The 20,088-nt window shown below is 48.1% G+C and carries 22 protein-coding genes; 15 read left to right on the top strand and 7 right to left on the bottom strand.

The window, feature by feature from the left end:
- The 10 genes from L5M10_RS04735 (at position 1) to L5M10_RS04690 (ending at position 11,687) form a co-directional block, all read left to right on the top strand.
- Positions 1-2,430 carry an MMPL family transporter gene (locus tag L5M10_RS04735; RefSeq protein WP_263254936.1) on the top strand — a complete coding sequence of 810 codons (2,430 nt, stop codon included), beginning with the start codon at positions 1-3 and terminating at the stop codon, positions 2,428-2,430.
- A 23-nt stretch (positions 2,431-2,453) separates the two neighbouring features.
- The gene (locus tag L5M10_RS04730) at positions 2,454-3,743 is read left to right on the top strand and encodes an NAD(P)/FAD-dependent oxidoreductase (RefSeq protein ID WP_263254935.1); all 1,290 of its coding nucleotides are present in this window, start codon (positions 2,454-2,456) and stop codon (positions 3,741-3,743) included.
- 4 nt (positions 3,744-3,747) lie between these two features.
- On the top strand, positions 3,748-4,512 hold the full coding sequence (locus L5M10_RS04725; protein ID WP_263254934.1) for a DUF3261 domain-containing protein: 765 nt from the start codon (positions 3,748-3,750) through the stop codon (positions 4,510-4,512).
- A 46-nt stretch (positions 4,513-4,558) separates the two neighbouring features.
- Positions 4,559-5,758, top strand: a complete 1,200-nt coding sequence (locus L5M10_RS04720) for a beta-ketoacyl-[acyl-carrier-protein] synthase family protein (protein WP_263254933.1) — start codon at positions 4,559-4,561, stop codon at positions 5,756-5,758.
- Positions 5,759-5,762: 4 nt separating this feature from the next.
- Positions 5,763-6,296 carry a hotdog family protein gene (locus L5M10_RS04715; protein ID WP_263254932.1) on the top strand — a complete coding sequence of 178 codons (534 nt, stop codon included), beginning with the start codon at positions 5,763-5,765 and terminating at the stop codon, positions 6,294-6,296.
- A 111-nt stretch (positions 6,297-6,407) separates the two neighbouring features.
- Positions 6,408-7,133 (top strand): 3-ketoacyl-ACP reductase FabG2, encoded by a 726-nt coding sequence (locus tag L5M10_RS04710; protein ID WP_263254931.1) that lies wholly within the window; start codon positions 6,408-6,410, stop codon positions 7,131-7,133.
- Positions 7,134-8,393: a beta-ketoacyl-ACP synthase gene (locus L5M10_RS04705; RefSeq protein ID WP_263254930.1), complete on the top strand. Its 1,260-nt coding sequence runs from the start codon at positions 7,134-7,136 to the stop codon at positions 8,391-8,393. It begins immediately after the preceding gene.
- Between the two features lie 31 nt (positions 8,394-8,424).
- Positions 8,425-9,168, top strand: coding sequence for a hypothetical protein (locus L5M10_RS04700; RefSeq protein WP_263254929.1), 744 nt, complete (start codon positions 8,425-8,427; stop codon positions 9,166-9,168).
- A 641-nt stretch (positions 9,169-9,809) separates the two neighbouring features.
- Positions 9,810-10,715 carry an abortive infection family protein gene (locus L5M10_RS04695; protein ID WP_263254928.1) on the top strand — a complete coding sequence of 302 codons (906 nt, stop codon included), beginning with the start codon at positions 9,810-9,812 and terminating at the stop codon, positions 10,713-10,715.
- Positions 10,716-11,210: 495 nt separating this feature from the next.
- Positions 11,211-11,687: a GNAT family N-acetyltransferase gene (locus L5M10_RS04690; RefSeq protein WP_263254927.1), complete on the top strand. Its 477-nt coding sequence runs from the start codon at positions 11,211-11,213 to the stop codon at positions 11,685-11,687.
- A 51-nt stretch (positions 11,688-11,738) separates the two neighbouring features.
- Here the strand turns inward: L5M10_RS04690 and L5M10_RS04685 are convergent, their stop codons facing one another.
- Positions 11,739-12,926 carry a benzoate/H(+) symporter BenE family transporter gene (locus L5M10_RS04685; RefSeq protein ID WP_131524016.1) on the bottom strand — a complete coding sequence of 396 codons (1,188 nt, stop codon included), beginning with the start codon at positions 12,924-12,926 and terminating at the stop codon, positions 11,739-11,741.
- Between the two features lie 163 nt (positions 12,927-13,089).
- Here L5M10_RS04685 and L5M10_RS04680 point away from each other — a divergent pair, with 163 nt between their 5' ends.
- The 3 genes from L5M10_RS04680 to L5M10_RS04670 all read left to right on the top strand — a co-directional run bounded on the left by L5M10_RS04680 (position 13,090) and on the right by L5M10_RS04670 (position 14,369).
- Positions 13,090-13,665 carry a helix-turn-helix domain-containing protein gene (locus tag L5M10_RS04680; protein ID WP_263254926.1) on the top strand — a complete coding sequence of 192 codons (576 nt, stop codon included), beginning with the start codon at positions 13,090-13,092 and terminating at the stop codon, positions 13,663-13,665.
- A gap of 119 nt (positions 13,666-13,784) precedes the next feature.
- On the top strand, positions 13,785-14,108 hold the full coding sequence (locus L5M10_RS04675; RefSeq protein ID WP_105251132.1) for a rhodanese-like domain-containing protein: 324 nt from the start codon (positions 13,785-13,787) through the stop codon (positions 14,106-14,108).
- A gap of 75 nt (positions 14,109-14,183) precedes the next feature.
- On the top strand, positions 14,184-14,369 hold the full coding sequence (locus L5M10_RS04670; protein ID WP_113941325.1) for a hypothetical protein: 186 nt from the start codon (positions 14,184-14,186) through the stop codon (positions 14,367-14,369).
- A gap of 167 nt (positions 14,370-14,536) precedes the next feature.
- Here the strand turns inward: L5M10_RS04670 and azoR are convergent, their stop codons facing one another.
- The 6 genes from azoR to L5M10_RS04640 form a co-directional block, all read right to left on the bottom strand.
- Positions 14,537-15,133, bottom strand: coding sequence for an FMN-dependent NADH-azoreductase (gene azoR / locus L5M10_RS04665; protein WP_212600268.1), 597 nt, complete (start codon positions 15,131-15,133; stop codon positions 14,537-14,539).
- A gap of 181 nt (positions 15,134-15,314) precedes the next feature.
- On the bottom strand, positions 15,315-15,752 hold the full coding sequence (locus L5M10_RS04660) for a thioesterase domain-containing protein (protein WP_212600267.1): 438 nt from the start codon (positions 15,750-15,752) through the stop codon (positions 15,315-15,317).
- Positions 15,753-15,845: 93 nt separating this feature from the next.
- Entirely contained in the window at positions 15,846-16,283 is a 438-nt protein-coding gene (gene dtd / locus L5M10_RS04655; RefSeq protein ID WP_263174584.1) for a D-aminoacyl-tRNA deacylase, read from the bottom strand.
- Between the two features lie 16 nt (positions 16,284-16,299).
- Positions 16,300-16,905 carry a hypothetical protein gene (locus L5M10_RS04650; RefSeq protein ID WP_263185239.1) on the bottom strand — a complete coding sequence of 202 codons (606 nt, stop codon included), beginning with the start codon at positions 16,903-16,905 and terminating at the stop codon, positions 16,300-16,302.
- Positions 16,902-17,855, bottom strand: a complete 954-nt coding sequence (locus tag L5M10_RS04645) for an alpha/beta fold hydrolase (RefSeq protein ID WP_168826472.1) — start codon at positions 17,853-17,855, stop codon at positions 16,902-16,904. Before L5M10_RS04645 ends, L5M10_RS04650 begins: the two co-directional genes overlap by 4 nt.
- A 35-nt stretch (positions 17,856-17,890) precedes the next feature.
- Positions 17,891-18,862, bottom strand: a complete 972-nt coding sequence (locus L5M10_RS04640; protein ID WP_263185240.1) for a virulence factor BrkB family protein — start codon at positions 18,860-18,862, stop codon at positions 17,891-17,893.
- An 81-nt stretch (positions 18,863-18,943) separates the two neighbouring features.
- Here L5M10_RS04640 and L5M10_RS04635 point away from each other — a divergent pair, with 81 nt between their 5' ends.
- Together L5M10_RS04635 and L5M10_RS04630 are read left to right on the top strand one after the other, a co-directional pair.
- Entirely contained in the window at positions 18,944-19,165 is a 222-nt protein-coding gene (locus L5M10_RS04635) for a hypothetical protein (protein ID WP_006079786.1), read from the top strand.
- 28 nt (positions 19,166-19,193) lie between these two features.
- Positions 19,194-19,847, top strand: a complete 654-nt coding sequence (locus tag L5M10_RS04630; protein WP_263237551.1) for a DUF2959 domain-containing protein — start codon at positions 19,194-19,196, stop codon at positions 19,845-19,847.
- Positions 19,848-20,088: the final 241 nt, after the last annotated feature.

Below are 20,088 nucleotides of genomic sequence, written 5' to 3'. Positions count from 1 at the left end.
ATGGCCGCTAATTTCACCGCGCGCGCCAATCAAGCGCTAATACAATCATCCCCTAAATGGCGCCTTGCCATTTGGTTGCTATTGATGCTGTCAGCCAGTCTATGGACGCTGCAACTCTGGCAAAACGGCGCAAGGGTGCAGAGCGATATTCTCGCCATGCTGCCCCATTTACAGCAGGACAAACTCACAGAGCGCGCCCTTAACCAAGTTGAAGCGACGCTCGCCGATCAAGTCTATATTGCGCTCGTCGCCAAGGATGAAACCACGGCAATCGCTGCGGCTAAGCTGTTGATGCAAAAGCTTGAAACTGCCCTTGTTGCTACTGGCAAAAATGCTGCACTTACAGATATTCGCAGCGCCGATATGCAGCTCGGTGAAGCCTTGGGGCAATACTATTTCCCCCACAGATTTAAATTACTGACAGCGCCACAAGCTGAGGCGTTAGCAACGAAAGACATTGGAAATCTGATTGAAGCGGCCACAGCGCAGCTTTACAACGCCTTTAGTTACGCCAATAGCAACTTGCTTGCCCAAGATCCGCTGCTGTTATTCCCCGCCAATTTACTCGCCCTCGCGCCGAGTTCAAAAGTCAGAGCCAGCCAAGGTATTCTGCTGGCTAATCAAGGCGATAATGTCGCTGCGGTTGTTATGGCAAAGGGCCAAGAAAGTGCCTTTAATCCCAATGCGCAATTGGCGCAGATGACGGCATTAACCCTAGGATTGGATGCGGTTAAACAAAGCTATCCCGATATTACCCTGCTTAAGGCTGGTGCCCTGTTTCACGCGATTGCGGCGACCCAAACGGCTAAGAGTGAAATCTCGATTCTCGGTCTTGCATCCTTACTTGGGGTAATAGCTTTAGTCTGGCTGGCGTTTCGCTCTGTGATGCCACTACTGTTGGCAATCGTTACCATTTCCAGCGGACTGTTGCTGGCCGTAACTTTTACCTTAAGCGTGTTTGGCGAGCTGCATTTACTCACCTTAGTGTTTGGTACTAGCTTGATTGGCATTGCCATCGACTACAGCTTTCATTTTTACTGCGAGCGCTTAAGCGATACCGAGCGCAACGCAAAGGCGACGGTCGCGTATATCTTCCCCACTGTGACGCTTGCCTTTATCACCAGTGCCTTAGCTTATGTGGGCATAGGTTTAGCGCCGTTTCCAGGAATGCAGCAAGTGGCGATTTTCTGCGCCGCGGGGCTGCTCGGGGCTTATCTCACCCTCATTCTCGCCTACCCACTGTTAGCGGGAAGTCGTTTGCCATCGGGCTCCCGCCCATTAGCGTTAGCGGGGAAGTACCTTGCCAACCTCACTCAGTTATCCAACCGATTGACCTCACCTTTAGGCATGAGCATGTTTGCTTTAGTGATAGTGATGTGGTGTCTGGTTGGCGTAACCAAGTTAACCGTCGATGACGATATTCGCCATTTGCAGCAAAGCCCTGCGAGCGTGACTGAACCTGAAAATAAGCTCAGGCAGCTACTCAGCGGCGGCACAGATAATCAATTCTTACTGGTACGCGCCGCGAGTGAAGAAGCACTACTACAACAGCTTGAGCGAGTGTCGCCACAGCTCGATGCCGCTATTGCGAACCAAGAGTTAGGCAACTACGTCAGCCTCAGCCGGTATCTTCCCAGCCATCAAAGGCAAGACACGGCTTATCGCTTACAGGGTGATATCTATCAAACTCAGTTAGAGCAAGTGCTCACAAGCCTTGGGTTGGATGAGAACTTAAAGCCAGAGCTACAAGCCGCCTATTTGGCCGCGAAAACAGATTACATCACGCCAGCAGATTTCTTTACGCTAGAGGCAGGCAGGCAACTCGCGCCACTGTGGCTTGCGCCGAATGACAAGGCCACCGCTTATGATGCTGAGCATGGCACGGATCATGGCGCAATCGTCTTGCTTGGCGGCATTCAGCAGATCGACGCGCTCAAGGCGCGCTTTGCCAATGTTCAAAGCGTACAACTTACCGATAAAGTCGCGGATATCTCCGCCGTCATGGGCCATTACCGACTGTTAACTCTAAAGCTGTTAGCGCTCGCACTCGGTATCGCACTCTTGTTGTTTAGCCTGAATTTTGGCATTAAAAAAGCCGCGGTTGTCGTTGCCGTTCCAGCCCTTGCGGCCTTGCTAACGCTTGCAACCTTAGGCTTAACGGGCTCGCCGCTGAGTCTGTTCCATGCACTCGCGCTCATTTTAGTTTTCGGGATTGGGATAGACTACAGCTTGTTCTTTGCCTCTGCTCAAAACCACGGCAAGGCAGTGATGATGGCGGTATTTATGTCCGCCTGCTCGACCCTATTAGCCTTTGGTTTACTCGCCTTTAGCCAGACCCAAGCGATTCATTATTTTGGTTTAACCCTGTCACTAGGTATAGGTTTAACCTTTTTACTTTCGCCACTGATTTTAACGACTAAAAAGTCCTGATAACGACAAGGAACGTACTTTACATGCCAACACCCGCTCACGATTTATCGGCTATGCCAAATTCACTTGCCGTCGATGTAGCTATTATCGGCGCAGGACCTTCAGGCGCCATTGCCGCCAGCTTGCTACACCAACAAGGCAAGCGCGTGCTTGTGTTAGAAAAACAACATTTCCCCCGTTTCTCCATCGGTGAAAGTTTACTGCCCTGCTGCATGCAGTTTATCGAAGAAGCCGGCATGTTAGATGCGCTCAATGCCGCCGGATTCCAACATAAAAATGGCGCCGCCTTTCGTCGCAATGGCACTTACACCACCTTCGATTTTACCGATAAATTTACCCCAGGGCCGGGCACCACATTCCAAGTGCAGCGCGCCAGTTTTGATAAACTGTTAGCCGATACCGCCCAAAGCCAAGGGGTCGACATCCGCTACGGCGAAACCGTCGAGGCGATAGATTTAACCGAGAATCCATGCTTAATGGTGCGCAATGAACAGGGCGAGCTTTATCAAATCAGCGCCCAATATGTGCTTGATGCCAGTGGTTTTGGCCGTGTGTTGCCACGCTTACTCGACTTAGAAAGTCCGTCTTGTCTGCCACAGCGCAGCGCCATCTTCACCCATGTGGAAGATAACATCAGCGATCCCAGTTTCGATCGTAATAAGATTTTAATCAGCGTCCACCCTGAGTATAAAGACATTTGGTATTGGCTCATTCCCTTTAGCAATGGCCGTTGTTCACTCGGCGTAGTGGCAGAACCGCAATTACTTGCGCGTTTACAAGGTTCGCTTGAGCAACAATTGATGAGCATAGTCAATGAAGAACCAGGACTAAAAGCCCTACTGGCAAACGCTAAGGTGGTGCAAGAATGCGCCACGCTCAAGGGCTATTCAGCCAATGTGTCACGCCTTGCGACCGACAAGTTCGCCCTACTGGGTAATGCCGGCGAGTTCCTTGATCCGGTATTTTCCTCCGGCGTCACTATCGCCATGCAATCGGCATCGATGGCGGCAAAATGTGTGACGAAACAACTCAATGGCGAAACGGTTGACTGGCAAGCCGATTACTCAGCACCTTTAATGCAGGGGGTGAATACCTTCCGCACCTATGTGCAAGCTTGGTATGATGGCCGCTTTCAGGATGTGATCTTCTATAAAGAACCGAATCCACGCATCAAGCAAATGATTTGCTCGATTCTGGCGGGCTACGCTTGGGACCTCAATAATCCCTTCGTTAAAGACTCGGAGCGCCGCCTGAATATGGTGGTCGAATTGTGCCAAAACCAAGTTGCCATTCCTGAATTTGCAGAGGCGTAACCGCATGTCGCTTAACTTTGACGCGAAATGGCGAGTGTTCCCCGCGCTACTGATCATCAGTCTGGGGCTGACGGGATGTAGCGAATTGCTGTTCAGGCAAACCTGTATCGGCCTCGCTAAAGACATGCGTTATTGCTTGGCGCCACTGCCCCACGATTTTGCCCCCGCAGCCGATAAGCCTCTGACTAAGCCGACGGCCAAACCCGCCGACATTAGCAGCCAGCAAACCGAGAGCAAAACGGGCGTATCCTCACCCCAGTCCTTTAGCCAAAAGGTCAGCATTAAAGTGGGTGATAAGTCCCACGAGCTGCTCACTCAATTAGAGTTAGAGGATGAGCGCATGACGCTCGTTGGCTTAGCGCCACTCGGACAGGCTTTGTTTACCTTAGTTTATGATGGTAATACACTCAGCAGTGAACAAAGCGTGCTGCTAGGGGACAATTTTAAAGCTGAGTATTTAATGGCGATGATGCAACTGATCTATTGGCCTGAGCAGAGTATTCGCGCCCATTTAGAAGGTGGTCATTTAGTCACAGGCCTTTGCGATACGGTTGGGGGAAATCAGGGCGATACGCTTATAGGCACCCGAGTGAATACAATCCCCTGTCGCCAGATCTATAGCCAAGATACCTTGATCAGTAAAAGCGGCCAGCAAACCCATGTGGTGCAAATCCGTTATCAGCAAAATATCGACGATGCTCTTTGGCAAGCCCACATCAGCTTAACTATGCCACAAGCTAAATTTGAGCTAGAAATCGAACCGATTTAATCTGTTAGCATCCGCACTTAACTGTGCCATGGTAAAAAGACACACAATGATGAACAGAGTAGCTATTACACAGATTGGATTGTGTACCCCGCTAGGGCAAGATCCCCAGCAGGTTTTAGACCGCCTGATCGCCGGTGATACCAGTGCGATGCTGCGCAGTGACACTCTCCTGTTCGAGCACCCAACCTTAGTTGCCCCCGTGACGGCAGCACTACCAACCATTCCCGAAAAACTCATTCAGTTCGATTGCCGTAACAACCAATTACTGCTGTGCGCCGCACTGCAAATTGCGACCACAGTTGAACAAGCGAAACGGGATTTTGGTCATGCCCGTATTGGTGTAGTACTAGGCACGAGCACGTCAGGCATATCTAAAGGCGAAGCGGCACTTGCGTATCGAAATCAACACGGATACTTTCCCGCGGATTACCACTATTTCCAGCAGGAGCTCGGCAGCACCAGCGACTTTTTACGCCAGTATTTTGAGCTCGATGGTCCTTGCTACACAATTTCAACCGCCTGCTCATCCAGCGCTAAAGTGTTTGCCAGTGCCAAACGCCTATTACAGGCTAACCTCTGCGATATGGTGATTGTCGGCGGTGTCGACAGTTTATGCCAACTCACAGTCAATGGTTTTAATGCCTTAGAATCTGTCTCGAAAGGCCACTGCAATCCTTTTAGTATCAACCGTGATGGCATCAATATCGGCGAAGGCGCGGCGCTTTTCGTCCTAACGTTGGGCGAGTCAGAGGTCATGCTAGCGGGTATTGGCGAGTCGAGCGATGCGCACCATATGTCGGCGCCACACCCCGAAGGCGCAGGCGCTATCGCTGCTATGCACGCGGCGTTGCAAGATGCACACATTGCAACAAAAGACATTGGTTACATAAACTTACACGGTACAGCCACGCCTAAAAATGATGCGATGGAAAGCCGCGCCGTGGTTGAGGTGTTTGGCGTGAACACGCCCCCTTGTAGCTCGACCAAGCCCTTAGTCGGCCATACCTTAGGTGCCGCTGGCGCCATTGAAGCCGCCTTCTGTTATTTATTACTTTCAGCACATAATCACCGCCAAGCCCTGCCGCCCCATCAATGGGACGGACAAGTCGATCCACAGGATCCGCCCATTGCCTTGGTCGAGCGCCATCAAGTCGCTGCTAAGGGCGCGCTTAATTATGTGATGAGCAATTCCTTCGCCTTTGGCGGCAGTAATGCCAGCCTAATTTTCTGCCGTAACGAGGCCTAGTACCATGCAGTTACTTAAGATTAACCAACCCTTTGCCGAACAGGATATTGCCGATTTTATTCCCCATAGGGCACCGATGATTTTGCTCGATAAAATCATTGGCTATCGGCGCGATAACCTAGAGACCGAAGTCACTATCACGGCGCAGAGCCCTTATTTCGATGATAAATATCAAGCCGTACCCAATTATGTGGGTATCGAATATATGGCCCAAAGTATTGCCGCCCTTGCTGGGGTTGAGGCAAAGCTTCGCAATGATAAAATCCGCGTCGGGTTTCTATTGGGTTCGCGCAAATTAACCTTGTATGCAAAGCAATATGAGCTCGGGCGCACCTATCGCACCCAAGTCAGCCGCCTCTATCAAGAGGAGTCGGGATTAGCGGTATTCGATTGCCAAATTTATCTGCTGCCCGAAGCCGGCTCTAACCTAGAAAAGAGCTTAGTGGCCCAAGCCAATGTGAATGTGTTCCAGCCTCAGGACACACAAGCCTACCTTGCAGGCAATCAAGACGCGGCAAATAGAAGTCTTGGGCACTAAAGCAATGATGTAGATAAAAAGCATTAAAGCGCCTTAACAATCGACCTTTTTACCATAAATACATGAAACCCCATACCGACACATAACGATAAAATGGGGTGGAGAAAACAGATGAATAACAGAGTATTAGTTACCGGTTCGAGCCGTGGTATTGGTAAAGCCATCGCCCTAAAACTCGCCGCTGCGGGTTTCGATATCGCCCTGCATTACCACAGTAACCAAGCGGCTGCCGATGACACTGCCGCGCAAATCCGCGCGCTTGGAGTGAATGCGAACCTGCTGAAATTTGATGTCGCCGACCGCGCAACCGTCAGAGCCGCCATTGAAACCGATATCGAGGCCAATGGTGCCTATTATGGCGTGATCCTCAATGCTGGCATCAACCGCGACACCGCCTTTCCCGCTATGACAGAAAGCGAGTGGGACAGCGTGATCCACACTAACTTGGACGGTTTTTATAATGTCATCCACCCCTGCGTCATGCCTATGGTACAAGGCCGCAAGGGCGGGCGCATCATCACCTTAGCCTCAGTTTCTGGGATTGCGGGCAACCGTGGCCAAGTCAATTACAGCGCCTCAAAAGCGGGTATTATCGGCGCGACTAAGGCATTGTCATTAGAACTGGCAAAACGCAAAATCACCGTCAACTGTATCGCTCCCGGCTTGATTGAAACCGACATGGTGGCCGATATTCCTAAGGATATGGTCGAGCAATTAGTGCCGATGCGCCGCATGGGTAAACCGAGTGAAATCGCCGCCTTAGCCGCCTTTTTAATGTCTGACGATGCCGCCTATATCACTCGCCAAGTGATATCGGTCAATGGAGGCATGATCTAAATGAGCGAAGCGACAAATCAAACCCGCTTAGGGAAACGAGTGGTCGTCACTGGCATTGGCGGCATTACCGCCCTGGGCCATGATTGGGAGGCGATAGCAGCGAGCCTTAAGGCGCAGAAAAACTGTGTTGTCGCTATGGGTGAATGGGATAAATACGATGGCCTCAATACCCGCTTAGCCGCGCCCATTAGCGACTTTGAAGTGCCAAGCCATTATTCGCGCAAGAAAATTCGTTCTATGGGTCGGGTTTCCATCATGGCGACCCGCGCCAGTGAACTTGCATTAATCGATGCAGGATTATTGGACGATCCTATCGTGTCCTCGGGTGAAATGGGTATCGCCTATGGCTCGTCCACTGGCAGTACCGATGCCATCATCGCCTTTGGCGATATGTTGAAAACCGGTGATATGTCGGGCGTCACCGCCACGAGTTATATCCGCATGATGGCACACACCACAGCGGTGAATGTGGGAGTATTTTTCGGCTTAAAGGGCCGAATTCACACCACGAGCAGCGCCTGTACCTCGGGGAGCCAAGGCATAGGTTACGCCTATGAAGCCATCAAATACGGTCATCAAACCTTAATGTTGGCGGGCGGCGGTGAAGAACTCTGCCCCACTGAGGCCGTCGTGTTCGATACCCTGTTTGCCACTAGCACTAAAAACAGCACTCCCGAACTCACGCCACGCCCCTTCGATGCGAGCCGTGATGGCCTCGTGATTGGCGAAGGTGCCTGTACGCTGGTACTCGAAGAGCTCGAACACGCCAAGGCGCGTGGCGCCAAGATTTACGCTGAGTTAGTCGGTTTTGGCACGAATTCAGATGGCCAACACGTCACCCAACCGAATGCGCAGACCATGGAAATCGCTATCAGGTTGGCGCTCAAAGATGCCCAGCTTGAGCCTAGCGCCATAGGTTATGTGAACGCCCACGGCACAGCAACGGATCGCGGTGACATCGCCGAAAGCCACGCGACCCACGCAGTATTTGGCACTAACATGCCGATTTCATCCCTTAAAAGCTACACGGGCCACACCTTAGGCGCATGCGGTGCACTAGAAGCTTGGGTGAGTATTGAAATGATGAATGCGGGCTGGTTTGCGCCGACACTCAATCTTGAAAGTATCGACCCACAATGCGCCGATTTGGACTATATCCGCAACGAGCCGCGCCCAATCGACACAGATTATGTGATGAGTAATAATTTCGCCTTTGGCGGCATTAATACCTCGCTGATTTTTAAACGCTGGGCCCAATAACAACATATAAAAACCACATAAGGACATCACCATGAAACCACTGTTTGCAGGTATGCTGCTTAGCATCAGTTTATTAAGCTCGCCTTTATTGGCTCAGGAATATACGGTTGAAACCTATCAAGAAATCTTTAAGGGTGATAACCAATTCAAGCAAAAAGAAGCCATTGAATCACTCACCATCGCTGGTTTATCCGATCCTGCCATTTTTGATGCTCTCGAAGCAAAGCTACTCGCATCTTTGCCCCAAGCCACTGAAAAAAATGCCATTGACTACAGTGCTTGGTTAGTCAAAGGCTTAGCTTATTCAGGCAATGATAAGTACAGCGAAACCATCAACAAGATTGTTAATGGTGATTATCCTAAAAAACTCAAAAAATACGCAGGTCAAGCTTTAGAAAACATAACAATATATAAAAAATGGAATGCGATTCTTGCGGATAAAAGCCAATATACTGCCGATCAAAATCAGCAAAATAATGCCTTTGCCAATGCCCTACGCAGCAATGATTTAGAATTAATGCGTCTCGCGGCTAAACGCATCATAGATGACCGCCAGTACGATGATTTTATCCTGGCCGTACTCAGTAACGAATTGAAAACACCACGCTTAATGGCCAATGACAAACTCGCCATCGATACCTATGCCAACATGGCAAAAGCGCTAGCTAGTTCAGGGAATACCGCTTACCGCGATGTGATTGAAAATATGGCAACCGCGAGCTCAAACAAAAAACTCAAAAACTACGCCGAGAGTTATTTGAAGAAATACTACTAAACCTACCCGTTTTACGCTTAATCGAGTAAATCATGGCCGAGCTTATCCTCGGCCATTTTTATATCCGTTTGGATCACTTTTTAAATTAAAAGAAAATTTGCTATTGGCCTTAGCATTTGCTGATATTCGCCTATACAGGCTTGCCATGACATTCACTCACGACGCTGTGAAAGAAACCTAGGGAATCTAAGTTGATAAACGAGAGTTACCGAAGGCGAAGAGGCAGTTAAACATAGATATTATTCAGAGTGAGGCCAACCATGGTACAGGCTCTACGACCCGCAGCAAGTCCATCCTTGGATGCTCGACCGCCCCGTCCATGGGGCGGACGGTCGTCTCGCCAATCACCATGGTTTGCCTTCCAAGCATCAGAGTAATCTGCTGGCTTAAAAGGCTAGAGTCACATTAATACTATCAAAAATAAGTAGTTATAGCTGATCGCTAACATAATCAACGTTGAGCATCTTATTAATGAATATCAACTTGTTACGATAACATTTGACATAGAGCGAGCTTAAATCATGCGCACTTTATACCCAGAATTATTTTTGCTATTGTAGAAATCAAATTTTAAATCAGTGACTTGTTTTACCAAATGCCAATGGTGAAATTGTGCGCTGTTATATGACTAGGAAATGCCTGTGCTAGGAAATATATTCGATGTTTTCTCAAAGAGAAAACACCCTCACGAGAAAAAAGTAAAACCTATCGCTAAAACCTTTCGAAATCGTTATTTCATGATTTTGGAAGAGTTCTTTTCTGATAATACATTTACTGCATTAGCTGAAATGCATAAAAAGCTGTGCTTTCTACACGGCAAACATCAATTAATCGACAATGCATATCGGGGGATGTCTCAAGCCGATGAAGTCTTAAATTTTATAATGGTTTGTGAAGATAAGCACTTGCTAGACGTAATTGAATATACATTCCAAATTATGACTTGGAACGAAAGGAATAGAGAAGAAGAGCTGGTTGATCAAATCAACGAGTTTCTAGTCGTTGATGATCTTCCTTACTATTTAACAAAAACAGTATGGGAAGAAGTTCAAACTTACTTCCACGGTTCCCCTGCAACCAGTAAACAAATTCGAGAATACCCCAAAGTAATTCGAAAAGATTCAGACTTAATTCATGGTAGTGCAATAGAACCTGCATTTTCGTTATTGCGCAAGCCTGACCTACTAAATGCTAATGAAGAATTTATGCTTGCTTTACAAGACTTTAGAAAAGGTGATTACAAGGACTGTGTAAGTAAATGTTGTAGTTCATTCGAAAGTGTATTGAAGGTAATTTGTAAAAGGCGTGGTTACACCTACACAGAAAAACAAACTGCCGCCCCTTTATTGAATATAGTTATTTCCAACTCGGAGCTGGATTCGTTTTGGGAGCAACCGTTAATATTGATAGCTACAATACGCAACCGATTAAGCTTTTCACATGGCGCAGGCAACGAAAATAAATCCGTTCCTGAACATGTAGCGCAATACTCTATTAATGCTACCGCTTCAGCTATTTTGTTGCTGTGTGAAGAAGCGTATGAGTAACGACATATAATCGAGTAGCCGGATGTATCTAGCCTCCACCACCCTGCATACAACTCCGAACTGGGTGTATAAAAGATCGGACAGGCATAACTTTGATTCCTTAAAAAATTGACCAATAACGCCAGAGCCTAAGAAATACACTTTCCCCTCGGAGTTGCCGCAGGGCATTAGCATTCGTTGCGTGATCGAGGCATGGAGGCCGAGATAGCGTCAGTCGAATCAGGGACGAGCGTCTGACGCGATAGCATAAGGATGCTTAATGCCCAAGGGGCTTTCAACTCCGTTGGGGACGCCGGGGGATATCCAAAAGGGGAACAGGCGCTTTTCCCCTTTTGGTCGGGTGTGGGGTGAAACCCCACGACTTTGATTTTTGCTTTGATAAAAAGTTTGTGGCCTAGCATTTGCTTATCTACCACGGCGCATTGGCAAACAGATGACAAAGCGCGATGACACAATTATGGATAAGCCAAAATAATAGGGAGCACCCGATCTGCCATGAAATCCACCATAAGAGCCATGAAAATAATCTTAGATGACCTTAAAGGGCCTGAAATTGCAGCACTTTTAACGGAACACCTCAACGATATGCGAGCAACCTCACCGCCTGAAAGCGTTCACGCATTAGATCTTGACGGCCTGCGTCAGCCCAATATTCGCTTTTGGACCCTATGGGATGGCAACAATTTAGCGGGCTGCGGTGCACTAAAATGGTTAGATGCCGAGCATGCGGAGATCAAATCCATGCGCACCGCCGCGCCCTATAAGCAACAGGGCATAGCGTCTAAGATATTGCAGCACTTAATTAACGATGCCATAAGCGCTGGCGTCAAACGCCTGAGTCTAGAGACAGGTTCGATGGACTTCTTCAATCCTGCCCGCCTGCTCTACTGCAAATTTGGTTTTGAAATCTGTGGCCCCTTCGACGGCTACCAACTCGACCCCAATAGCGTGTTTATGACGAAGAGAATCTAAAACACATGCGCCTTAGTCTTTGAAATTCATCTCTAAGGCGCTTTGCTGCAGTTAAGTATTCGCTCGCTTAACTACTGATGCAGTTCTGTGCCCGTTCCACCAATGGATAATAAACCCAAGCAACAGCCCCCAAAATGCGCTGCCGATGCCCAGCACACTAAAACCTGATGCCGTGACCAAAAAAGTGATCACTGCCACTTCGCGATCTTCGGTTTTAGCTAATGCGGCGGTCAGGCTATTGGCGATAGTGCCGAGCAGGGCTAATCCGGCGATGGCCAGAACTAATTCCTTCGGGAAAGCGGAAAACAGACCAACCACAGTGGCACCGAGTAACCCAGTGATAAAGTAAAATACCCCGCCCCACACCGCCGCCCAGTAACGAGTCGCGGGATTCGGATCTGCTTCTTTACCCATACAAATCGCCGCTGTGATGGCGGATAAGTTAAAGGCAAAACCGCCAAAGGGCGCGAGAATGACCCCTATTAACCCTGTGCTCGTGATCAAAGGTGAAATGGGTGGCCTGTAACCATTACCGTGCAGCGCAGCAACGCCCGGCATATTTTGCGAGGCCATAGTCACCACAAACAGCGGTAATGCTACGCCAATCACACTCGCCAACGAAAACTCAGGTGTAGTCCACACCGGCATCGCCAGTTGCAACTGAACCGCATCTAGCTTGAGCAAATCTAATTGAAAACTCATGCCTATGCCCACCAGCAAGGTCAGCAAGATGATGTAACGCGGCGCAAAAGGCTTAACGACGACAAACACCAACAACATGATCAAAATTAGACTCAGCTGGGTTTGCATCGCCTGAAATAGCCCTAGGCCAAATTGCAGCAGAATCCCCGCCAACATGGCGGAAGCCACCGACTGCGGCATGATACGGATAAGTTTATCCATCCAGCCCGCCACCCCGCAAAGAGTGATTAAAATCGAACTCACCAGAAAAGCGCCTATGGCTTGGTTTACGCTCAACCCCGCTAAGCTTGTCACCATCAGCGCCGCGCCCGGTGTTGACCAAGCTGTAAGAATTGGATTCTTGTAGTAAAGCGATAATCCTATGCTGGTCACGCCCATGCCCACACCTAAAGCCCACAACCATGAACTGATCTGTGCCGGTGTCGCCCCCACAGCCTCCGCCGCTTGAAAGATGATCACAGCCGAGCTGCTATAACCCACTAATACCGCAATAAAACCCGCTGATATTTTTGATAAACTCCCTGCATCTCGCCACATATCCACTCCATTTTTCTGCAATTGCTGTCGCCACCACGCTGTGCGCTATCACTTATCAAATGAACAAGATAGCTTTTGTGCGCTATAACGTACGAGATGGACAAGATAACACCTGTGCGTTATAACGTACAAACTAAATTTTCATAAAAATGATGGGGCCATTGTGCAGACGATAAACAGCTATCTCGCCACCACGCTTAAAGCACTTCGCAACCAAAAAGGATGGAGTTTAGATAAAGCCGCTCAAGAGACGGGCGTCAGCAAGGCCATGATAGGACAAATCGAGCGCGGTGAATCAAGCCCAACCATTGCGACGCTATGGAAAATAGCCAGTGGATTCAATATCTCGCTGTCGACCTTTCTCGAACCCACACCCCAGAGCCAAGGCGCAGTATTCCGTAAGCCCGACGAGTTACGCCAACAACCCGCCACCGACGGCATGCTAGTCGCCTCACTCTTCCCCTTTGAAGAGCGCTTCGGTTTTGAGATGTTTGAACTCACCCTGCTGCCAAACTATGAGCGCCTTTCTGAGCCCCATGAAACGGGTGTCACTGAGCATGTCATTGTCTTGAGCGGTACTATGGAAGTGCTAGTCGATGGCGAGTGGCAAACACTCAAGCAAGGTGAAGCGGTACGATTTGCGGCCGACAAACCCCATGGCTATCGCAATCTAAACGAGCAAGCCGTGGTATTCCACGACATCATTCACTACCAACGAGCTAATGTGTCTAGCCTCTAACTATTTGTCTAGTGTCAGCAATGCCAAAAACCATTCACTGCCGATAATCTGCAGTGCTTGCACTCACCAATTCATTAGAATAAACTTATTTAAAATTTTCTAATGGTAGGGGCAATGCTATGTTTCAATCTTTACTGGCTAAGTTATCCGGCAGCCACTCGGGCGAAAAATGTTGGCAATTGATTGAACAAGGCGCACGGGTGATTGATGTGCGTTCGCCGGAGGAATTTGCCTCAGGTCATTTGCCCCAAGCCATTAATGTGCCACTGCCAACACTCGACCAATGGTTACATCAAGTCGACAATAAGCAACATCCCTTCGTGCTCTACTGTGGCGCAGGGATTCGAGCACAAAAGGGCTGCGACATTCTCAAGGCCAATGGCTTTAGCTGCGTGGTAAATGGTGGTTCGCTTAAAGATTTAGTCTGCTGCCAGCCGAGCTAATTTAAGCCTTGGTTGTGCGGCGCTAATCAGGCCAGTCTGTATATTGTGATGACTTAGATATCTGCGAGGTGGTGTATGCATAAAACGAATCATGCCAAAGCGTTACAGTTTGAAGCCACACAGGTTAACCCTGCTGAAAAGCCGCTTGAAACTGAACGCCCTGCACGCTTTAGCATCAGTCGTAATCGTGACCAAGCCAGCACTAAGGTGCGTTATGTTGAGACAAGCACCCTCGCCAAAGGCTGCAGCCTTTGCGAATAAACAGCTTAGCGTGCCACTTAAACCTAGCCGCTCGAGTCTAGTTGCTCAAACCTAGCCACTTAAGCAAAGCGTGCTTAGCTGAAATGCACATACAAAAATGCCAGCCTATTAAGGGCTGGCATTATTTATTCAGCTAAATCAAATGACTCAGCTAATCAACGGAACAATTAAGCTTTCAGCTGATCGATACTGTGTTTCGCTTCGCCCATGCCTTTGTCGTGGGCTTCAGGACCCATGTTCAGCGCTTCGGCGTAAACCACTTCAACATTGGTGATCCCCATAAAGCCTAAAACCGTTTTCAAGTAAGGTACAACATGATCCGTTGGGCCATCTTTGTGAGCGCCGCCACGGGTCGTCACTAACACAGCGCGTTTACCTTCCACTAATCCTTTTGGACCCGTTTCAGTGTAAGTAAAAGTCACACCAGCACGGGCGACAAAATCGATCCAGTTTTTAAGTTGAACCGGAATCGTAAAGTTGTACATAGGTGCAGCGATAACAATCGTATCGTTCGCTTTTAATTCAGCGACTAAGGTGTCTGATAAGGCGAGCATTTCTTGCTGACGTGCCGATAATTCTGCACCACCGCGTAACCCAGAAGCGATTTCACCGTCTACCATAGGCAGTACGTCTTTACCGCCTAAATCACGTACTGTAATAGCGGCGCCTTGGTTTCCCCAGTGGCTCGCTAAGTGGTCAATTAACACGGCAGATTGTGAATAACCGCCAAGAATGCTTGATTTTAAAATTAAGACTTTAGACATAATCTGCTCCGAAAATAGGTAAATGACTCAGAGTCAGATGGAATATCTCAACTCTATGACGCTAGTGTATTAGCCCATAAAAAAGAAATAAAGCGGATAAAATCTGAGATTAGCTTCGATTTTTTAGAAAGGTTATACGTCACCTTCGACATACAAATACACTAAGTTGTTTTCGACGCATTCATACTTTCGACGTACTAACATACAGGCCTTCAAAAACCGCACACAGTGAATCCATACAATACAATTGCACTTCCAGCTTCACCTTAACCCTGCGCCCCCTTTGTAACGGGCTGAGATCCACATCTGGCCATTGTACTTTTACCACAGGGTCACAAGTCACAGGAGCAAGATAACGAATATGGGCATCGGCGAGCACAATATCACCCGCCACGCCCACCAACTGTTGATTTAGCCAGACTGCACCCCAGCCTGTTAAGGTCATCAAGGTATAAATGCTGCCCGCAAACATGGTCTGATGCAGATTAATATTGGGCATCATCGGCGCTGTGACTCGAAATTCTCCCTCGCTGTAATCGAGTGGCATTATCTGCATAAACTCGCTAACGGGGATCGTACTGTGCCAAGTCTGGCGTAATTTAATGAGTAATTGATCCATGTGCATTCCCTTAATACTCCCTCTTGGTACAAGCGACATTGATTATGCCTAGCCCCCATCACCTAGACCCCTAGATAAACATCACGATAGAAGCTACACCTGCAGATTAAAGGTCACTGGGCCATCATTGACTAAGGACACTTGCATATCGGCGCCGAACTGTCCGGTTTCTGTGTGAACGCCCTTAGCGCGGCAGAATGCGACAAACTCTTCATACAAGCCTAAAGCTTGTTCCGGCGTACCCGCCCCTGAAAAACTCGGCCTCAAGCCTCGGCCTGTATCAGCGGCCAAGGTAAATTGTGACACGACTAATAAAGACCCACCGACTTGTTCTAGATTGAGATTCATCTTGCCATTTTCATCGGAAAAAACGCGATAACTCATGACTTTAGTCGCCAACTTTTCCATCTTCTCGCGGGTATCTTCTTGCTCGACACCGAGCAGAACCAACAAGCCTTTGTTGATTTCACCTAAGGTTTGGTTATCAACCACCACACTGGCGTGACTCACTCTTTGAATTAACGCAATCACAACTTTTCCTTTTAGATTAAGGCTTAACGGGAACCATTTGCGGCATTAGCGGGAGCGGGCGGATATATTGCTCTACGCCATCAGGCAAAGATTGTACGACCTGCGCTAAGCCGCCATTAGTCCACAGCATAAAACGACGTAACTCTTCTATTTCAATACGGTCGGCAAAGGTCACTGTACCTTGCACTTGGATCACCGCGCCTTGGTCCAACAACACAAACTTGGCAAAATTAAGCTTCTGATTTAAGGTGCCAATCACGGCAGGCAACTCTTGGCTAGCCTGCAATTGCGGGTGCACAGCATAGAAGCGATTCATTAAAATACGGTCAATACCCGCTGAATTGATACTCGGCTCAAGCAAGAATTGGTTATTGCCAAACTGCACCGCGACTTTCGTCGGCGCAACTTGGGTGGCCAGATAATTTGCGTCAATCAACGCTTGGTACAAGCGATCAGCGGCAGTTTCATTGGTCAACCCACCGAGTTCAACAACTTTGGGCGCGACAGGGGCACTCACGACCTCCTGAGTCGCCACTGGGTCAATCGCGCTGGTTTGCGAGGGCGCCGTAGCGGCACAGGCGGTTAATCCGAGTAAACTGGCACTGATGAACAATGTTTTCATTGTATTTCCCTTTGATGTATCCACGACCACATAGCATGGATTTCTGCTGTAACCGCCAAAAACAAAGACTCACTATTGAGCATATGTCCGCCATCGACAACAGATTGAATTGTAATAGCATGCTCCAACCCAGCCAAAAAATCGCGTAATAGCGTCGCTGGGCAAATTGCATCCTGCATTCCTTGCAATAACACACTACGCGCCTTCACTCTAGGCGTCACGCGCTGTAACACATTCATCGCATTGAAGTAATTATGTCGAGCAAAGTGTAACTCGATATTGGCTAATGCTAATACGGATTCGGGTAACAGCCTTGGTAGCACTAACCTCGCCCCCGCAAGCTGCAACTCCCACTGTACCCAACGCCGCGCAAAATGGTATCGCACATTTTCATCTGCCGATGCCAAACCTTGATGGTACGAATCCAGCAGTTCAGTCAGCGATAACTGAACCGGAAAAATGTCATTGAAGAGTCGATAAGCAGCAGGTTGCAATTTTGCAGCGCCGTCAGCGCCATAGAGCCAGTCGAGACCTTCTTTGGATGGAATAAATAACGCCCACAGTACCTGTGCAATCACCCGCTCTGGGAATAATCCGCTGTAAATTAAGCCTAATGTGGCCCCAAAAGAGCCACCTGCTAAACACCAACGCTCAATACCCAATGCGAGGCGAATCGCCTCAATATCGCTAATCAAACCAGTGAGATGGTTGTTGGCTAAATCGCCAAAGGGTAAAGATTGTCCAGAACCGCGTTGATCTAAAAGCAAAATCCAATATTGATCGCCATTAAATAAAGCTAAATCACCGATATCACAACCCGCTCCCGGACCGCCGTGCAAATACAGCAGTGGGATACCTTGTGGATTACCGTATTGCGCCAGATGCAATTGCTGACCATTGCCAACGTTAAACCAGTCGCGACGGATAAAAGATGGGAAGGATTCAGGCATTGAGTGTCATCGCCATTAATAATCCTCTAATGGGGTCATTCAGATTTAGCCACCGCCTTGAGTGCCGTCACCTCAGCCGAAGTTAACACCGCAGCGGAATTATCTTGGGAGGCATTTTCTAGGGGCTTAGCATTCAGAGCGGTTTCGTCATCATCTGAGCTCGACTCATAATCTAAATACTCAGGCATAGCGGCGGTAATTTCCGCGCCGAGTAATACTATCATCCACGATAAATACACCCAGACAAAGATAATGGGGATCACGGCTAAAGCACCATAAATCGCTTCATAACTCGGAAACTGAGTGACATACAAAGCAAAGGCTTTTTTACCTAACTCAAACAATATTGCGGCAACAATCGCCCCTAATAGTGCATGTAGAAACTTCACTTTTTGATTAGGCACCACCATATACAACAATAAAAATGCCGCAACTGAGAAAAGCATAGGTAAACGCTCAAGAAACACGGGCACCACACCCGACAACTGACCGTCAAAGACCTTCAGTGACACCACGTAGGAAGTGGCGACCAAACTGCCCCCCACCAATACCGGGCCCAAAGTGATGACCATCCAATACATAGAAAAAGCCACCACCACTGAACGCTTCTCTTTAGTACGCCAAATGTTATTGAGCGATTTATCAATGGCGGAAATTAGCAAAATGGCAACCACGACTAAGGCCGCAATCCCGACCGCAGTCCCCTTAGAGGCATTGGCCACAAACTCATTGATATACACTTGCACAGTATCGCCAGCGGCGGGTAAAAAATTCTGATAAACGAAACCTTCTATCTGTCCACGTATCCCCTTAAATACCGGAAAAGCTGACAGCATAGACATAGTCACCGCCACCATAGGCACGAGTGACAACAGTGTGACATAGGCTAAATGTCCGGCGCGGATATTGATTTGATCTTCAACTAAACGCCGTCTCAAATGCAGCAGGAAGTGCCAGATCCCGAGGAATAAGGCGCGAATTTGTGCCAGTTCTATCTTCTTAGTCACGGGTTTCTCTTGATTCTGTTGGTATAGACTCGTTATCTTCGTACAATAAACACTTAATTTACAAGTCTAAGGAGTGAATTGATGTCTCAACAAGGATCTGCAGGTAACGTTATTTCCGCTATTGCTAGCCTATTTTTTCCTGGGCTAGGCCAATTATTGCAAGGCAGAATAATGGCCGCACTGTTATTTTTCATTATCACAGTGGTGGGTTATGCCCTCTGGTGGCTGATTGTGCCCGCGGTAATAGGTGCTATCTTTCATCTGTGGAGCATTATCGATGCGGCTCGATTTAAAGCCGATTAATTAATTTCATTCAGCGACGGAACACCCAATGAAAAGACTGATAGCTTCAGGGCTGATTGCCACAAGTCTCCTGCTTAGTGGTTGCCAGAGTGCCTACTACGGCGCAATGGAAAAGGTCGGTTACCATAAACGCGATATTATGGTCGACAGAGTTAAAGATGCGAAAAAATCCCAACAGGATGCTCAAAAAGAGTTCAGCTCAGCCCTAGAAGAAATGCAAGCACTGCTCAATTACAGTGATGGCAACTTAGAAAAAGCCTATAGCAGAGCCAAAGATGAATACGAATCGGCTCAAAGTGCCGCCGATAACGTCAGCAACCGCATCAATAAAGTCGAAGATGTAGCCGAAGCCCTGTTCGATGAGTGGCAAAATGAAATTAGCGAGATCAGTAAAGCTAATCTACGCCGCAACAGTGAAGCTAAACTCAAAGAAACGCGCCGCGCCTATGAACAATTGATTAAAAGTATGCGCCGTGCCGAGTCGAAAATGCCGCCGATACTCACCGCTATGAAAGACAATATGCTGTATCTCAAGCATAACTTGAACGCCCAAGCCATTGGTGCGATTAAAAGCGAATTTGCGAGTCTGCAAGCCGATATTTCGGCCCTGATTAAAGAGATGAACACCTCGATTAACGAATCGAGCAAATTTATCGAAGCACTCGAAAAATCAAAAAATTAATCCAAATGCCCCACTGAACGCCTAAGCCTTAGCAAAATAAATTGCTGGGGCTTTTTATTCTTTGTGTGACCTCGCACGCTGTCCCTGCAAGCCATACTTTATTTGTGCAAGACTAAAACACTTAGCTTTGTGAGCTATGGCGCGCTTTAATTGATTGATAGCGCGAATCTTAGATCTGACGCACAATTTCACTTATTACTCAAAAACTTATCCTCAGTTCACCACTCAGAGCCTGTACTTG

The sequence above is a fragment of the Shewanella sp. SM32 genome (assembly GCF_025654235.1).
Classification (GTDB): Bacteria; Pseudomonadota; Gammaproteobacteria; order Enterobacterales; family Shewanellaceae; genus Shewanella; species Shewanella oncorhynchi.
This window is presented reverse-complemented; position numbering and strand designations above follow the sequence as displayed.

Coding starts and splice junctions, on each gene's coding strand:
- L5M10_RS04735 (WP_263254936.1), top strand. CDS start 1: ATGGCCGCTAATTTCACCGCGCGCGCCAATCAAGCGCTAATACAATCA.
- L5M10_RS04660 (WP_212600267.1), bottom strand. CDS start 15,752: ATGGATCAATTACTCATTAAATTACGCCAGACTTGGCACAGTACGATC.
- L5M10_RS04685 (WP_131524016.1), bottom strand. CDS start 12,926: ATGTGGCGAGATGCAGGGAGTTTATCAAAAATATCAGCGGGTTTTATT.
- L5M10_RS04725 (WP_263254934.1), top strand. CDS start 3,748: ATGTCGCTTAACTTTGACGCGAAATGGCGAGTGTTCCCCGCGCTACTG.
- azoR (WP_212600268.1), bottom strand. CDS start 15,133: ATGTCTAAAGTCTTAATTTTAAAATCAAGCATTCTTGGCGGTTATTCA.
- L5M10_RS04705 (WP_263254930.1), top strand. CDS start 7,134: ATGAGCGAAGCGACAAATCAAACCCGCTTAGGGAAACGAGTGGTCGTC.
- L5M10_RS04690 (WP_263254927.1), top strand. CDS start 11,211: ATGAAATCCACCATAAGAGCCATGAAAATAATCTTAGATGACCTTAAA.
- L5M10_RS04710 (WP_263254931.1), top strand. CDS start 6,408: ATGAATAACAGAGTATTAGTTACCGGTTCGAGCCGTGGTATTGGTAAA.
- L5M10_RS04715 (WP_263254932.1), top strand. CDS start 5,763: ATGCAGTTACTTAAGATTAACCAACCCTTTGCCGAACAGGATATTGCC.
- L5M10_RS04645 (WP_168826472.1), bottom strand. CDS start 17,855: ATGCCTGAATCCTTCCCATCTTTTATCCGTCGCGACTGGTTTAACGTT.
- L5M10_RS04720 (WP_263254933.1), top strand. CDS start 4,559: ATGATGAACAGAGTAGCTATTACACAGATTGGATTGTGTACCCCGCTA.
- L5M10_RS04670 (WP_113941325.1), top strand. CDS start 14,184: ATGCATAAAACGAATCATGCCAAAGCGTTACAGTTTGAAGCCACACAG.
- L5M10_RS04635 (WP_006079786.1), top strand. CDS start 18,944: ATGTCTCAACAAGGATCTGCAGGTAACGTTATTTCCGCTATTGCTAGC.
- L5M10_RS04650 (WP_263185239.1), bottom strand. CDS start 16,905: ATGAAAACATTGTTCATCAGTGCCAGTTTACTCGGATTAACCGCCTGT.
- L5M10_RS04730 (WP_263254935.1), top strand. CDS start 2,454: ATGCCAACACCCGCTCACGATTTATCGGCTATGCCAAATTCACTTGCC.
- L5M10_RS04675 (WP_105251132.1), top strand. CDS start 13,785: ATGTTTCAATCTTTACTGGCTAAGTTATCCGGCAGCCACTCGGGCGAA.
- L5M10_RS04700 (WP_263254929.1), top strand. CDS start 8,425: ATGAAACCACTGTTTGCAGGTATGCTGCTTAGCATCAGTTTATTAAGC.
- L5M10_RS04630 (WP_263237551.1), top strand. CDS start 19,194: ATGAAAAGACTGATAGCTTCAGGGCTGATTGCCACAAGTCTCCTGCTT.